14 protein-coding genes are annotated in these 15294 nt (G+C 58.7%); 7 read left to right on the plus strand and 7 right to left on the minus strand.

What is annotated here, in order from left to right:
- Window positions 1-7: 7 nt before the first annotated feature.
- The 4 genes from CCGE525_RS24475 to CCGE525_RS24490 form a co-directional block, all read right to left on the minus strand.
- Window positions 8-826 (minus strand): sugar phosphate isomerase/epimerase family protein, encoded by an 819-nt coding sequence (locus CCGE525_RS24475; protein WP_120706950.1) that lies wholly within the window; start codon window positions 824-826, stop codon window positions 8-10.
- Window positions 827-830: 4 nt separating this feature from the next.
- Window positions 831-1664, minus strand: a complete 834-nt coding sequence (locus CCGE525_RS24480; protein ID WP_120706951.1) for a carbohydrate ABC transporter permease — start codon at window positions 1662-1664, stop codon at window positions 831-833.
- Window positions 1661-2491: a carbohydrate ABC transporter permease gene (locus CCGE525_RS24485; RefSeq protein ID WP_245472281.1), complete on the minus strand. Its 831-nt coding sequence runs from the start codon at window positions 2489-2491 to the stop codon at window positions 1661-1663. The genes CCGE525_RS24480 and CCGE525_RS24485 overlap by 4 nt, the downstream gene beginning before the upstream one ends.
- Window positions 2492-2594: 103 nt before the next feature.
- Window positions 2595-3941, minus strand: a complete 1347-nt coding sequence (locus CCGE525_RS24490; RefSeq protein ID WP_120706953.1) for an ABC transporter substrate-binding protein — start codon at window positions 3939-3941, stop codon at window positions 2595-2597.
- Window positions 3942-4120: 179 nt separating this feature from the next.
- Between CCGE525_RS24490 and CCGE525_RS24495 the strand changes: the two genes are divergently transcribed.
- Window positions 4121-5269, plus strand: coding sequence for a Gfo/Idh/MocA family protein (locus tag CCGE525_RS24495; protein ID WP_120706954.1), 1149 nt, complete (start codon window positions 4121-4123; stop codon window positions 5267-5269).
- Window positions 5270-5290: 21 nt separating this feature from the next.
- Window positions 5291-6244, plus strand: a complete 954-nt coding sequence (locus tag CCGE525_RS24500; protein WP_120706955.1) for an alpha/beta hydrolase — start codon at window positions 5291-5293, stop codon at window positions 6242-6244.
- An 18-nt stretch (window positions 6245-6262) separates the two neighbouring features.
- On the opposite strand, the gene CCGE525_RS24505 is transcribed toward CCGE525_RS24500, so the two are convergent.
- Window positions 6263-7297, minus strand: coding sequence for a LacI family DNA-binding transcriptional regulator (locus tag CCGE525_RS24505; RefSeq protein ID WP_120706956.1), 1035 nt, complete (start codon window positions 7295-7297; stop codon window positions 6263-6265).
- 243 nt (window positions 7298-7540) lie between these two features.
- Here CCGE525_RS24505 and CCGE525_RS24510 point away from each other — a divergent pair, with 243 nt between their 5' ends.
- Window positions 7541-8494: a sugar kinase gene (locus CCGE525_RS24510; RefSeq protein WP_120706957.1), complete on the plus strand. Its 954-nt coding sequence runs from the start codon at window positions 7541-7543 to the stop codon at window positions 8492-8494.
- A complete protein-coding gene (locus CCGE525_RS24515; RefSeq protein ID WP_120706958.1) occupies window positions 8491-9789 on the plus strand; it encodes a D-tagatose-bisphosphate aldolase, class II, non-catalytic subunit in 1299 nt (432 codons plus the stop codon). Before CCGE525_RS24510 ends, CCGE525_RS24515 begins: the two co-directional genes overlap by 4 nt.
- Before the next feature lie 49 nt (window positions 9790-9838).
- Here CCGE525_RS24515 and CCGE525_RS24520 read toward each other — a convergent pair whose 3' ends face one another.
- Complete coding sequence (locus CCGE525_RS24520; RefSeq protein WP_281024678.1) at window positions 9839-10543, minus strand: HAD-IA family hydrolase; 705 nt, start codon at window positions 10541-10543, stop codon at window positions 9839-9841.
- Entirely contained in the window at window positions 10540-11454 is a 915-nt protein-coding gene (locus CCGE525_RS24525; protein WP_120706959.1) for a sugar-binding transcriptional regulator, read from the minus strand. Before CCGE525_RS24525 ends, CCGE525_RS24520 begins: the two co-directional genes overlap by 4 nt.
- 236 nt (window positions 11455-11690) lie before the next feature.
- Between CCGE525_RS24525 and CCGE525_RS24530 the strand changes: the two genes are divergently transcribed.
- From CCGE525_RS24530 to CCGE525_RS24540, 3 genes are all read left to right on the plus strand, one after another.
- A complete protein-coding gene (locus tag CCGE525_RS24530; protein WP_120706960.1) occupies window positions 11691-12632 on the plus strand; it encodes a tagatose-bisphosphate aldolase in 942 nt (313 codons plus the stop codon).
- A complete protein-coding gene (locus tag CCGE525_RS24535; protein ID WP_120706961.1) occupies window positions 12625-14037 on the plus strand; it encodes an ROK family protein in 1413 nt (470 codons plus the stop codon). The genes CCGE525_RS24530 and CCGE525_RS24535 overlap by 8 nt, the downstream gene beginning before the upstream one ends.
- A 229-nt stretch (window positions 14038-14266) precedes the next feature.
- Window positions 14267-15256: a substrate-binding domain-containing protein gene (locus CCGE525_RS24540; RefSeq protein ID WP_120706962.1), complete on the plus strand. Its 990-nt coding sequence runs from the start codon at window positions 14267-14269 to the stop codon at window positions 15254-15256.
- Window positions 15257-15294 lie beyond the last annotated feature (38 nt).

Here is a 15294-nt window from a genome sequence, read left to right on the forward strand (position 1 = left end):
TTATTCCTTACGCGCCGTAGCTGCGCATCGTTTCGCGGTTGGCCTTTATGGCTGCGGCCGGATCAGCCGCGGCCGTCTCGGATTCCTCTTCCAGCACCAGCCATCCGTTGAAGCGTGGCGCCTGTGAAACGAGATCGATCACCGCCGGTGTATCGAGAACACCTTTGCCGAGCATCGCCCACTGGTCGTTCGCATCGACATCCTTGAGGTGCAGATAGCGAATGCGATCCTGGTAGGTGCGCATCGTATCCAGAATGTCCTCATGTCCGCGCAGAATATGGCCGGTGTCGGGAACCCAGCCGATCAGTGCGGGATCGAGCAATGCGAAGATCCGATCGTAGTCGGCCCGATTGAACAGCAGGGTATTGTGGTGCGAACTCGGATGGACTGCAACATCGACACCGGATGCCTTGCCGAGCGCACCGGCGCGATTGTAGAACTCGGCGGCGATGGCAAACTTATCTTCGCGCGATCCTTCCGAGACGATTGTCGCTGAGCCGATCGAGACGAGCGCGCCCGGAAATTGCGCGGCATGGTCGATCCACCTCTGTGCCGTGGCCAGATCCTTTTCCATTGCATCGGCAACAGTGAAGCCGCTTTTGGAGCCGAAGGCGAAAGAGACGAGCTGCAACTCCCTATCCGCTAGAGCCTTGGCGAATTCGCCGGGTTTTGTCGCGTAGTGGCCGATCATCGTGTCGGTAATTTCGATGCCCGAATAACCGCCGGCGGAAATCGCTGCGAGCAGGTCATCGGGCATTCCGGTCCAGGCTTCGCCAAGCATCTCCCATGTGAACGTCTGGCAGCCAACCTTCAAATCCCTAATCATGTCATTATTCCTTGATTCCGCCCTGTGTCAGGCCTTCGATGATGTGGCGTTGGAAAAAGAGGACCAAAACAATCAGCGGCACGGTCACGACCGCCGATGCTGCAGCGATGTCCCCCCAAGGCACGTAATATTGATTGGTGAAATTGGCGATGCCCACCGGAATCGTCTGGCTGTCTCTGTCGGATGTGAATGCCAGTGCGAACAGAAATTCGTTCCAGGCAGTGATGAAGGCAAGCAAACCCGTGGTTACGAGGCTCGGAAGCGACATCGGCAGGATGATATGCCAGAGCAGCCCGATCACGCCCACGCCATCGATGCGCGCGGCTTCGTCGATCTCCCGCGGCAGCGTTTCAAAATAGCCGAACAGAACCCAGGTCACGAGTGGAAGCCCGAGCGCCAGATAGGTGATGATCAACGCCCTGTAGGTATCCAGAAGTCCCAGGTCGGAGGCGATCAGATAAAGCGGTCCGACGAGCGCGATCTGCGGAAACATCGAAACCGACAGGATAACCATCAGGATGCCAAATCGCCCCTTTACATCGAGACGCGACAGGGCAAAGGCGGCTAAAGAGCCAACGATCAGACAGAGAGCTGTGGTGGCGAGCGATACGACCAGCGAGTTCAGCACATAGTGGTGCAGGCCCTTTTCGACGAAGGCATTGTAATAATGCTCCAGCGTGAACGGGTCCGGGATGAGCGAGGGCGTGCCTTCCGTCAGCGCTTTGTCGTGCTGGAACGAGGTTGAAAACTGCCACAGGAACGGGCCGGCGGACCAGATGAGAATGAGAAGCGCGCCAAAGTAGATCATGATGCTTTGAAAAGCGGAGCGCTCGTTCATGTCGTCTTCCTTAGCTGTCTGACGAGGAAGAGACAGAACACCAGGGCGATCACCCCTTCGGTCATGAACATCGCTGTCGATACGGCTGAGCCGTAGCCGAACTGCAAAGTCGAAAAGAGAATTTTGTAGGATAGCGTCGAAAGGGTTTCCGTGGAATCGGCCGGACCGCCGCCCGTCAGTACGTAGACCAGATCGAAGACGCGAAACGCGTCCAGCGCCCGAAAAAGGCCGGCGATAAGCAAGGTCGGAAGCAATAGAGGCAGGCGGATATTCCAGAAGATTGTCCATGCCCTGGCACCATCCACGCGGGCCGCCTCGATCAACGATTTCGGAACGGTCTGAAGACCCGTCAGCAACAGCAAGGCCATGAACGGCGTCGTTTTCCAGACATCGGCGAGAATGATCGTCGTCAGCGCGGTTTCGGGCGCGCCGTACCAGTTTACATTCTGATCGATCAGTCCCGCGTGAAGCAGGATGAAATTGATGATCCCATGCTGCCCGTCGAACAGCCACCCGAACATTTTTGACGTGACGACTGTCGGCATCGCCCAGGGAACAAGCATCGCCGCGCGGACGATCCCGCGGCCGCTGAAAGCCTCACAAAGGATCAGTGCCATGACCAGACCGATCAGGGTCTCGAGCCCGGTCGATGCGGTGGTGAACCAGATCGTATGCCACCATGCATTCCAGAATGACGGATCCGCCGACAATTGCAGATAATTGGCAATGCCGACGAAATCATTGTCCTGCGTGATCAAGGAACGATTGGTGAAGGAGAGATAGACGCCATTGACGATCGGATAGAAGGAGACCGATCCTAGCGACATGAAGGCCGGCAACAGCAAGAGCCAGGGCCAGAGGGCGCTGGGAAGCGCCCTCGTTGATTTTTGTGTTCGGCCGTTGGCGGGGGCCGTCACTGCGGTAGCCATATCAGGCAACGATCTTGTTGATCTGTTCGGCAGTAGCCTTCAGTTCTGCTTGGACGTTGCCACTGACCAACGCCTTGGAAATGCCGGACTGCAGAGCCAGCGTCACCTTGGCATATTGCGGTGTAATTGGTCGGGGTGTGGCACCCGTAAAGACGTTTTGAAGACTTGCCATGAACGGCTGCTCGGCTTTTAGTTTCGCATCCTGGAAGATCGCGGGCCGCGACGGCGCGAGACCGAAATTCAGGGCGAGACGGGTTTGCGTTTCCGAAGACGACATCCAGGTCAGGAACTCGATCGCTGCTTCCCGCTTCTTGGAATTGGCGTTGACGCCAAGCTGATAACCGCCGAGGCAGGCGGCGCTTTTCCCGCCGGCAAAATGCGGCAGCGGCGCAACGGCGACCTTGTCGACGACGTGCGAGGCTTTCGGGTCCTGCGCGATCGGATAGACATAGGACCAGTTGCGCATGAACATCGCTTCGCCCGAGGTAAAGGGCTGACGGGAAGGCTCTTCATCCCAGGAGAGAACGTTCTGCGGGCTGATCTTCCTCTTGTTGATCGTGTCGTATAGGAACTGTATCGCTTCGACCGCCGCCTTCTCGCCGATGATCGAGGATTTGCCGTCGTGCGCCAGAATGGAGCCGCCGTTCGAGGTGATGACTTCCACGGCATCGCAGATCAGAACCTCGGCCTGCTTGCCTTGCCAGAGATAGCCGAACTTGGCATCGCCGGCCTTTTGGGCCGCAGCAGCCATGGTCGCCATGTCGTCCCATGTGTCCGGAACCTTGCCGCCATGCTTCTCAACGAGATCCTTGCGATAGTAGAACATGCCGGAATCGACGAACCACGGAAGCGCGGTCAGCTTTTCATCGTAGGTGCAGGCGGCGACGGTTCCGGGAAAATAATCGCTGCGTTTTTCCTTCGGAAAATACTCGTCCAAGGGCAATGCCCAGCCCGCCGCTGCAAAGCCGGCGATCCAAATCACGTCCTGGCTGAAGACGTCAGGCGTTCCGTTACGGCGGGCCAGCTGTTGGATCAGGCCCTGATAGACCTCTGTCGACGAACTCGGCGGCGGGAGCTCGATGAATTTGACCATGATGCGGTCTTGCGACTCGTTATAGGCTTTGACGAGATCACCGATACCTTCCTTTCCGAAGAAACTTGCGCTGGCAAAGCTGATCTCCGTGCGATCGGCGGCGCGTGCAGTGCGGATGCCAAGTCCCGATGCGACACCGAGAGTAGCCGCACCGATAGCGGCGCCCGCAGCGCCGAGCAGCAATTGGCGGCGGTCGAGCATTGCGGAAAATCCGGTCGCGTTCGAACCGGCTGACGCATTCTTGAAATCAGGCATGGTTTCCCTCCCAGGAAAGACTGGCGACCTCCACAATCTCCGTGCCAGTATTCTCATATGTTCCATAAAAAGTTGTCGCGCGTCAAGAAATAAGATGCTTTAAGTCATATAGAGACGCATCAGGCAGGTTTGCCCGTGGAGTGCGCAGCAGTCATCGGATCCAGGGAGGGATGAGAAATATGGTAGAGAAAACAAAGGGAAGGCTTGGTATCGGTATCATTGGCTGCGGCAATATATCGATGACTTATCTGCGTAACGCCGCACTGTTCGCCGGTATCGAATTGCGCGCCTGCGCCGATATCGCCGCTGACATCGCGGCCTTTCGTGCCCGCGAATACGGCATTCGCACCGTCAGCGTCGACCAGCTGCTCGCTGATCCCGAGGTGGACCTCGTTCTCAACTTGACCGTTCCCGCGGTGCATTTTGACGTGACCATGTCCGCCTTATCCGCGGGTAAGCACGTATTCACGGAAAAGCCGCTTGCAACGTCGGCTGCAGAGGGGCGGACGTTGGTGGCGGAGGCGAAGAGCCGCGGTCTTTTGCTCGGCTCAGCGCCCGATACCTTCCTCGGCGCTGCCGGCCGGCGCGCTCGCCGCCTCATGGAGGAGGGCTCAATCGGCCGTCCGGTGAGCGGGACGGCCTTCATGATGGGGCGCGGTATGGAGCATTGGCATCCCAATCCGCAATTCTACTATCAACCAGGCGGCGGTCCGATTTTCGATATGGGACCTTACTACCTGACAATGCTGGTCAATCTGCTCGGCCCCGTGGTGCGTGTCATGGCGATGGCGACGAAGGGTCAGAATGAACGCCTCATCACCGCCGAGGGGCCGTTCAAGAATACGACGTTCAAGGTTGGCACGCCGACCAACGTCCTGTCGTTGCTGGAATTTCAGTCCGGTGCGACCGTCAACTTCGGCGCGTCCTGGGATGTCTTCCGCCATTCAAATCATCCGATTGAACTGCATGGCACCGAAGGCTCACTGCGCCTGCCGGACCCTGATACATTCGGCGGGACGGTCTCCTTGTCCGAACGGGGTGCCGAGTGGCGTGATTTCGAAAGTGACGACGAGCTGTATGGAAAAAGAAACTGGCCGTTCGCGGCGCCAGACCGGGCGAATTACCGCATGCTGGGCGTGGCCGACCTCGCACGTGCACTCGAGGAGAACAGACCGCCGCGCGCATCCGGCGAGCTGGCCCTTCATGTGCTCGAGATCATGGAGGCCATTCTGGCATCCGGCGAAAGTGGGCAGTCGGTTGGCGTTCGTGAAAGTCTGACGCCGCCGCCACTCCTTGGCGAAGAAGAAGCGCGCAGTTTTTTGGCCTGATCGCCGAAGGAAGAAGCCGATATGACAGACCAGCTTGATGAGAGTGTTCGATACCTTCTCGATATAAGCAATCGGTCTAACACTCGACCGCTTGAAACCGGCACTCCTCGGCAAGCCCGTATCGACTACAATGCGGGCTTCCCGGTGCTGCAGGGCGTCCGGGAGGCAGTTGTGTCGGTGGAGGATCGTCAGATCAGCGGCCCCGACGGTCTGATCACCCTGCGCATCTATCGCGGCATTGGCGCGCCCTCGAAGGATGGTCCGGGTCTTCTCTATCTTCATGGCGGCGGCTGGGTGATCGGCAATCTCGACTCTCACGACGAGATCTGCCGATGGTTCGCCAATCTCGCCGAATGCACCGTGATCTGCCCGGATTATCGCTTGGCGCCGGAACACAAGTTTCCCGCTGGGCTAACGGATTGCGCCGCGGCGCTGGCGTTCATGGCAAAGTCCGCCACGGATTTCGGCGTCGATGCTCGGCGGATCGCCGTCGCCGGTGATAGTGCCGGCGGCAATCTTGCGGCTGTGCTTGCGCTGATGTCGCGCTCAGACGCCGCTCCGCGGCTTGCGGCTCAACTGCTCATCTATCCCAACACGGACGCCACGCAGACGGCTGACAGTTATCGCCGCTATGGCACAGGCTTCGGTTTAACCACGACGGCGATGAAATGGTTTCGCGATCACTATGTTCGCACCGCTGCCGATATCGTCGATTGGCAGGTCTCGCCCCTGCTGGCCGAAAGCACTGCAGGGGCTGCGCCGGCATTCATCGCTACCGCCGGATACGACATTCTCATGGACGAAGGCACAGCCTATGCCGCGCGGTTGCGGGAGGATGGGGTTCGGGTCATCTCGCGCCATTGGCCGGGTCAGATTCACGGCTTTGTGTCGATGGGGAAATTCATACCGGCCGCACGGTTGGCGATACAGGAAGCAGCGGCGGCGTGGCGCAGCTTTGAAGGGACTCCGGATTGAGTGGCCGCAGACGTCGCCCTATGCCGATTGCCGCATCACCAGCGTCCCATCCAGACTGACCTTGAGTGCGATCGTTGCAGCTGGCGCCTCCGCGTCTCCCAGAAACGTCAGTAACGTATCGACACTGTTTGCCGTCATGGAAGCAAAATCTTGCGCCATCGTCGTGAGCGGTGGGCAGGTGTAACGGCTCAAGGGATGATCGTCATGGGCCGCAACACGGAGGTCGTCGCCCTTCTTGCGTCCGACCTTTAGCCCATGTGCGAATGCCGCAGCCATAACGCCAAAAGCGAGGCGATCATTGGCGCAGAGGATGGTTTTGCGGGGGAGCTTCTTTGCATCGAGGATGGCGTCCATCTGCTCGTATCCGACACGCTCGAAATCCCAGGTGTAGGCGGCGTTGGTCTTGATCACCACCGGCTCAAAGCCCGAAGCTTTCATCGTGGCGACATAGCTTGCCAGTCTCTCCGGCGAGTTGTGGTTGACGTGCGGTATGTCGAAATAGGCCGGTGGCTCTCCGGACCTGCAGAGATATTCGACAATCGTTGCGACGCTCTGGTAATTATTGTTGCCGATGAACGGCGTGTTGCCCTCGATATAGGTGTCGAAATAGACAACGGGCAGATTCTGCGCGAGTTTTTCGAACGCGCGCGGATCGGATTTCTGCCCGAGCGGTGCGGCGAGCACACCCGCCACCTTCAACGACAGCATCGTGCTGACGGCCTCGGCTTCCAATTCCGGCAGGCCGTGCGAGGAAAACACGATCGGCCAGTATCCCTCGTTCCGCAGCCGCAGTTCCAGGCGATTGACCATCTCGGCGTAAAATGGGTCGGTGAGAGCGGGAACCAGAATGCCGACATTGCGCGTTCTTTTCCGATTGAGGTTTCGCGCGTAAAGATTAGGCTGGTAATCCGACGAGCGAAGCGCGGCCTCGATCAGCGCGCGCGTCGCCGGCTTCACGCTCGTCGGATCATCGAAATATTTTGAAAGGGTCGGGCGAGAGACGCCGCAGGACTTTGCGAAATCCTCCATTGTCCTATGCGTCAATTTTTCCATCGGAAGCCGACCATTCTTCAAACCACTGTTTCTGCTAGTGATCGTTATGCGTCTGCGCGGAAAGCGGCGCAACTGGCAGCGCAAGTTTCGCGCAACTTCTTTCGGGCCTTATGCCACGTAAAAACATTACATGCGCAAATTTATTATTTGACGCATAAAAATACAAGCCGTAGAAAATGTGCGCGGTTAATCGGCCACCTCAACCACCAAAAGAGATTTCTCTGGAAGCGAGTTCAATCCCTCATGAAGAAGATCGTCAGTGCCGGGGAGATCGTTGTCGAAATCATGGCAGATCAGCTCGGTCAGAGCTTGGCCGAGCCTGGGCTGCTTCACGGGCCATTTCCATCGGGCGCACCGGCTATTTTTATCGCTCAAGCTGCGCGACTGGGGCAGCCGGCGGGTTTGATCAGCGCTGTTGGCGAAGACGATTTCGGTCAGATGAACATAGACAGACTGCGCGATTGGGGCGCCGACGTCTCCGCTGTCACGGTTCACAAAGGGCAAGCGACCGGCACGGCCTTTGTGGCCTATCGGACAGATGGCTCACGCCACTTCGTCTTCAATATCAGGCATAGTGCGGCGGGATTGATGGAGATCGGCCACGCAGCGCAAGCCTTGCTGAACAGTGCCGATCACTTTCATGTCATGGGCTCTTCCCTGTTTTGCGAAAAGGCAATCGCCGTCATTCTTGCAGGAATCGAGACGATCAAACGCCGTGGCGGCACCGTTTCCTTCGATCCGAATATACGAAAAGAGATGATCGAATTGCCTGGCATGCGCGAGGCGCTGAACCAGGTTCTGGCTCGAACCGACCTCTTCCTACCCAGCGGTGAGGAGCTCTTAATCTTCACCACGGCCGAAGACGAGGCATCCGCGGTCGCCGAGATGCTTGGGCGCGGCATATCGGCAGTCATCGTTAAAAAGGGATCGGAGGGTGCCGTTTACTACGAGCAGCATCGTCGGGTCACCGCCGCCGGTTTCTCCGTCCAGGAGGTCGATCCGACGGGGGCGGGCGATTGCTTTGGCGCAGGCTTCGTCTCCCTTTGGCTACGGGGCGCGCCGCCAGAGGAAGCATTGAGGTTTGCCTGCGCCTGCGGCGCCCTGGCTGTGACACGCAAGGGACCGATGGAGGGAATAGCCACCTTTGACGAAGTACAGGCTTTTATTTCCGATGCGACGGAGGGCTCATCGTCATGAGCGCCGCGGCGAAACGGCTGGCAAGCATGCCGAATAACCGTGGCTTCGGTCGGCCATCCGGCATCACCTCCGTCTGTTCTGCCCACCCCGTGGTGATCGAGGCGGCGCTGATCCACGGCAGGGGCCGGAATACCAATGTGCTGATCGAAGCGACCTGCAATCAGGTCAATCAGGATGGTGGCTATACCGGCATGACGCCCGCTGCTTTTCGCGCCTTCGTCGAAAAGATCGCGGCAAAAGTCGATTTTCCCCTGGATCAACTCATTCTCGGCGGCGATCATCTTGGGCCAAATCCCTGGAAGCACCTGGCCGCCGGCGAGGCTATGCGCAAAGCCAGCGAAATGATTGATGCCTATGCAGCCGCGGGCTTCACCAAACTCCATCTCGATACAAGCATGGCCTGCGCAGGCGATCCTCAGGCCGTTCCCAATGAGACGATTGCATCCCGCGCAGCCCAATTGGCTGCGGTGTCGGAAGCAAGGGTGCGCCAAATCGGAACGCAGGCTCCAAGCTACATCATCGGCACTGAGGTTCCTGTTCCGGGCGGCGCGGTCGAAGCACTCGACCATTTGCATATTACGACCCCCGCGGACGCCCGTGAAACCGTGGAACTTCACCGCGCTGCCTTCTCCCGGCTCGGGCTCGACGAGGCTTTCGCACGCGCGATCGGCATCGTCGTCCAACCGGGCGTGGAGTTCGGAAATGCGGAGGTCATTGCCTATAAGCGCGAAGCAGCGGCCGAGCTCGTCGCCACATTGAGCGACATACCGCAATTTGTTTTCGAGGCCCATTCGACGGACTACCAGAGCCAGCAAGCACTTACCGACCTCGTCGGCGACGGATTTGCGATCTTGAAAGTCGGTCCCTGGTTGACGTTCGCTCTGCGCGAGGCCCTGTATGGGCTGAGCGCTATTGCCGGGATCCTGGTGCCGAACGCGATCCGCGAAAGCCTGCCCGCCGCGATGGAGCGAGCCATGCTCTCGTCGCCGGATCACTGGCAGAAATATTATCCGGGAGACGCGCATCAACAACATGCCCAGCGGCATTACTCGTTCAGCGACCGTATCCGTTATTATTGGGCAGCGCCCGCCGCGCAAAATGCAGTGAACGAACTTATGTCGGCCCTTCAGGGGCTGACAATTCCGCGCCCATTGATCAGTCAGCATCTCGGCCAGCTGGAGCCGATGGTCGCATCTGGATCTTTGGCGCCACAGGCAGACGCTATCGTCCTCGGCAGTGTCATTCGCGTGCTCGATATCTACGCGGAGGCTATCAATTCTGCTCAACAAAGCTAGTGCAACGCAGAGGAAGCACCGGAAAATCTTCATCTCGGCATGAGCAAACCTAACGCCGCTTCCACAAGATCTGAAGGGACCCGGCACGCGTGATGTCTGCGACGATGTCATCATAGTCCGCAACGCTCGGATGCGGCGTCTGCAGCAGGGTCCGATGGGTCGCACTGATCACTATCACCGCAGCGCCAGCCGCTTCCGCGGCTTCTATTCCCGCTGGAGCATCCTCGAAGACAAGACATTCCTCTATCGGCTGGTCCAATCTCTCGGCGGCCAATAAAAAGCAGTCCGGTGCCGGTTTGCCGTTCTCAACATCCTCGCCGGCAATCAAGAGTGGCGGCCAGGGAAGGCCCGCGGCTTTGAGGCGGACAACCGCCAGGTCTCGCGGCGCCGATGTTACGATCGCCCAGCGGTCCCTGGGCAAAGCCTCCAGGAAGCGGCCCGCTCCTGCTATAGGCTCGATGCCTGCCACGTCAGCGATTTCGGCCAATGTGAGAAGCCGCATTTCTTCGGCCGGATCGATCCCAGGCAGCCCAAGCCGCGAGATGGTTTCGGCTGCCTTTCTCCCGTGAACCGTCGCCAGCAAGCTCTCGACATCGACGTTGTGCCGCAAAGCCCATGCCGTCCAAACCCGCTCGGCCACCGCGATCGAATTCAAGACAGTTCCATCCATGTCGAACAGGAAGGCGCCGAAGGATCGGTCGGGGTAGAAATCAGTGCGTGACCGATCGAACCCCCCTGACAGCGGGGTCGTCACGATGTTTCCTCGCTCTTGTGGGCGGACAGGCGATCGAGAACGGCCTGCGCCGTGTTGGCGTCCGTTACAAGGGCATTGATCATGCCTGACCGGGCTGCGCCGATGATGCCGGCCGCCTTGGCTGGCGTTGCGGCGACCGCGATGCACAAGGGAACCTGCCGCAATTGCTGCGGAGACGCGGCGATCATACGCTCCTCACCATCCCAATGAAGGATTTCGCCGGCCTCAGTCACATAGTGGCGCAGAACATCGCCCGCGGCATGGCTTAGGGCTTTCTCTCCCGGAAGCGCTGCCGTCGCTTCGGACGGATTTGCAGCGTGTGTCAGACCTACACCAACGATCGCGGCGTCCAGCTTGTCCCAGAGCGAGGTCACCTGCTGCACGGTGGGATCGGCGAGGAAAGCATCGCGCAGTTCCGATGACGAAATGTAGGGGGCGTGCAGGAAATGCGGGATACCGCCCATTTGCTCTGCTGCCAGGCGCACGAATTCGTTGATTTGGAAATGCGGCGCTGCCTGCTGCATTCCGCCGTTGAGGGCGGTAGTCACGATGCCGGGCAACCGCGGCAAGCCCGCAAGCGTAACTTCCCGAACGGCACGTCCCCAGCCGATGCCAAGTGTCGAACCCGATCGCAGGCCCGCTTGTTGGAGCATGGACCCGACCGGCGGAGCAAGCGCAGCGAGGACATTGGACGACGGGGTGTCGATTACGGCTGCCGTACGCAATTTCAGGCCGTCAACCAGCGCCGCACTCAAATCCTCCGACGGGGAGAGATCGATCACCTCGATCCGAACGATCCCTGCCGAGCGGGCTTTTTGGAGCAATCGCGAAACCGTAGCCGTTGATAGTCCCAGCTTTTTAGCGATGTCGACCTGCGACATGTCGGACTCGTAATGCAGCTTTGCAACCATATGCAGCAAGGCACGATTTGTTGCAGCCTCTTGCGACTGAGACGGATTCAGGTTGAAATTCCTTTCTGCAATGTGTTACATGTGCGGCGTGTGAAGGAGTTATCGCTCAAAACAGCCGATTTCGCAACGATTATGCGGCGCATGAGGGATCTCAATGTTCATTGGCCATCCCTTGGGAACCCGGGGTGGGATTGGCCTTCAGCATCTTGTTTCGAGCGCCCTAAAGGGAGGATTAGATGTCCAGATTGACGACAGCCGAAATGCGAGGTTACCAGCAGATTTGCGGTAATGACGGAGCAATGATGGTTATCGCCTGCGATCAACGCGGCGGCATGCGCAGTTTGCTTGCAAAGGATCCGGAGGCGCAAGCAGCTATCTCCGACAAGACGCTCGGCGACACGAAGGCTGACATCGCCAGATTTCTGGCAAGCCAGGCATCCTGTGTGCTGGTCGATCCGATCTGTGCTGTTCCGGCTTTGGTCGATGACCGCATCATCCAACGTGATACAGCGCTTCTGATCGGCCTGGATGCGTCAGGATGGGATACGTCGCCGGAAGGATATCGCCTATCCAAGCTGGTTCCCGGCATATCGGCCCGCAGCGTCCGCCAACTCGGCGCCACCGGCGGCAAGATCATGGTCTATCTCCGCTCAGACAGGGAAGAGGCGAATACTCACAACATCAAAATCCTGCGCCAGTGCATCGACGACTTTGCACGCGAGGACCTGCTGCTCGTCGTCGAGTTCCTGACCTACAGATTTGATGACGAAGACGAGGCGGAGTATAAGACAATGCTGCCGTCGCTGGTCATCGGAGGAAGCAGGATTTGCCTGGATTGCGGCGCGAAGGTGCTGAAGATTCCCTATCCTGGAACTGCCGAGGCCTGCGCGGAAGTCACGAGGCTTGCAGGAGACGTGCCGTGGGCGGTTTTGTCCGCCGGCGTCGACCACTCGACGTTCCTGAAGCAGGTTGAAGATGCCATGCGCAATGGAGCATCCGGCGTCATCGCAGGCCGGTCACTATGGAAAGACTGCATTTCGCTCGACCGTTCCGTGACGAAGGACCGATTGCAGTCGGTGGCGGTTCCGCGGCTTCGCGAAATTCAAGCGGTGATATCAGCCCATTTCAAAGGCGTTAAGTCCGAAGGTATTGACCAGGGACAGAAAGCAGATGCCTGACATAGCCATTGGCGTGGATATTGGCGGTACGAACATCCGTGCCGCGCTCGTCTCCAGTCGAGGCGAGCTTCTCAGCAAGCTATCGGAACAAACTCCGACCGATCCCTTGCAGGTTGTCGAGCGCGTCAGGGCAATGGTGACGCAATTCGACGTGGCTGGAATTGACGGGATCGGCGTTGGCATCCCCGGCCGCGTCGACATCGCAAATCGCACGGTTCTATCCGGCGGCATCCTAAACCTGGCCGGCATTGATTTCGCCGATCGGCTGGAGGCCGGTCTCGGCAAGAAGATTGTCCTCGATAACGATTGCAGCATGGCGCTCATAGCCGAAATGAGCATCGGTGCTGCCAGGGGTTACCAAAGCGTCGCGATGCTGACCATAGGAACAGGTATTGGCGGCGCGGTTGCCAATAACGGCCGAATTTATCACGGCCATATGACGGCCGGGCAGCTCGGCCATATCTCCGTGCTGCAGGACGGTCCGTTATGCGCGTGTGGAAGACGTGGCTGCGTGGAGACCTTCAGCTCGGGAACGGCGTTGCGCCGGCATATGAAAGCAGCCGGGCTCCCGGCCGTATCCGTTGGTGAGGTGTTTGAAATGGCCTCGCGCGGAAATGCGGCCGCCGGGGCGGTGTTGCAGGCATGGGCGTGCCCTTTGCGTATGGCGCTCGACAACATCGCAGCAACGATGGATCCGGAAATCATTGTATTGGGAGGTGGCCTCGGTTCCGACGCGACGCGAGCGCTCGCCGATCTTCCGGCGATAGCACCGTGGTTTCGGCCAACGATAGTGCCGGCGAAACTCGGAGATGACGCCGGGGTGATTGGGGCGGGCCTTTCGACATTCGCGGGCTCCGACAGCTCTGCCGAAAAGCGCGTTGTGCTCGTCAACGGCGTGCCGGCATCGGGAAAAAGCCGTCTCGCAAAATTGTTGTCGCAGGGGACCGGATGGCCGGTCCTTTCCCTCGATGGTATCAAGAACCCCTTCTTGGAGCACATCGGCGGCGTGGACCGGGATTTCAACCGGACATTGGGAAAAGCAAGCTACCAGGCGATCTGGTCGTTTATTCGTGAGGCGCCGGCCGGATCGACATTCATCGTCGATGCATGGTTTGGGTTTCAGCCAAAAGCCGTGCTCGAAGCCTATATCAAAAATGCTGGTGTCGATCGCGTCGCCGAGCTTTGGTGCAAGATCCCTGGCGTCATAGCCGGAGAACGATATGCCAGTCGTCTGAAGAACAGGCTGCCAGGCCATCCGGGGGCCGAATATGTTCCGGAACTGGTGGCGCTCGCCGATCGCGCAGAACCCATGGGATGTGGTGCAGTGATGACAGTCGATCAGACAAAGGAACCCGACATGGCGAATGTGACGGCCTGGATTTCAAAGGTATTTGACCAGGCATGAAAGTAGCCGCCGTCCCGGCGGACGATAAAGCTTGACCTGACTTCAAACCGCGGCGCGGCACTCCATCGGCGCGCAGGGTGCGGAGCGTCGGCGATCGCGCTGATTGTCGAGTTATTTCAAATAGATACCGGAAATTCGTTACAGAAAAAAATTACTTGACGGCCCGCTATAAGCCGCTGATTATCCGTTCTGCCGGACAGGGGAGGTTCGGTTTCAAGAGGAGGAAACTATGGAGCGTCGCTCATTTCTAAAAGCCACCGCTGTGGCAACACTTGCCACTGGCGTGTCGGCTGTTGCCGGAAGCGTCAAGGCACAAGACAAGAAATTCACCATCGCCTTGATTCCAGGCCTGACTACAGACGCCTTCTACATCACCATGCGCAAGGGTGCCGAAGCGGCTGCCAAGGCCGTAGGTGCGGAGCTTGTGTTCCAAGGGGCGCCTGACTTCAATCCGGTCACGCAGGTTCCGGTTCTCGACGCTATCATTGCGAAGAAGCCTGATGCGATCCTGATTGCGCCGACCGACAAGGATCAGCTTATCCAGCCCCTGAAGAAGGCTGCGGATGCAGGCATTCCGGTCATCACCGTCGATACGTTCATCGGCACGGGTGTCTACCAAACCGGCAAAGGCGATGCCGATTTCCCGCTTTCCTATATTGCCTCGGACAATCTGCTCGGGGGCGCGATCGCTGCACGCGCGCTTGCAAAGGCCATCGGCGAAAAAGGCAAAGTCTACGTTTCAAACGTGAAGCCCGGTATCTCGACCACTGACCAGCGCGAGCAGGGTTTCAAGGACGAGATGAAGAAATATCCGAACATCACCGTTCTGGAAACGCAGTACAATGACGATGACGCCAACAAGGCGGCATCCCAACTGCAGGCAGTCTATGCCCGCAATTCGGATCTCGATGGCGTTTTCGGAGCCAATCTGTTTTCCGCTCTCGGCGCTGCGAACGGTGTGCAGCAGGCGGGTCAGACGGGCAAGATCCGCGTCGTCGCCTTCGATGCGCCGACATCGATCGTCGACAACATCAATTCCGGTCTTGTCGATCTTGCGATTGCCCAGCATCCGTCGGAAATCGGCTATTTCGGCGTGATGGCAGCCTATGCGCATCTGACCGGCAACTCTATTCCGACTGCCATCGGTACCGGCTTTACGGTCATCGACAAGTCGAATGTCACCGACAAGAACGTCGCGAAATTCATCTACTCCGATTGATCGGATGGAGTCTGGCGCCCCGCTCGATGGGCGAGGCG

Source organism: Rhizobium jaguaris (assembly GCF_003627755.1).
Taxonomy (GTDB): domain Bacteria; phylum Pseudomonadota; class Alphaproteobacteria; order Rhizobiales; family Rhizobiaceae; genus Rhizobium; species Rhizobium jaguaris.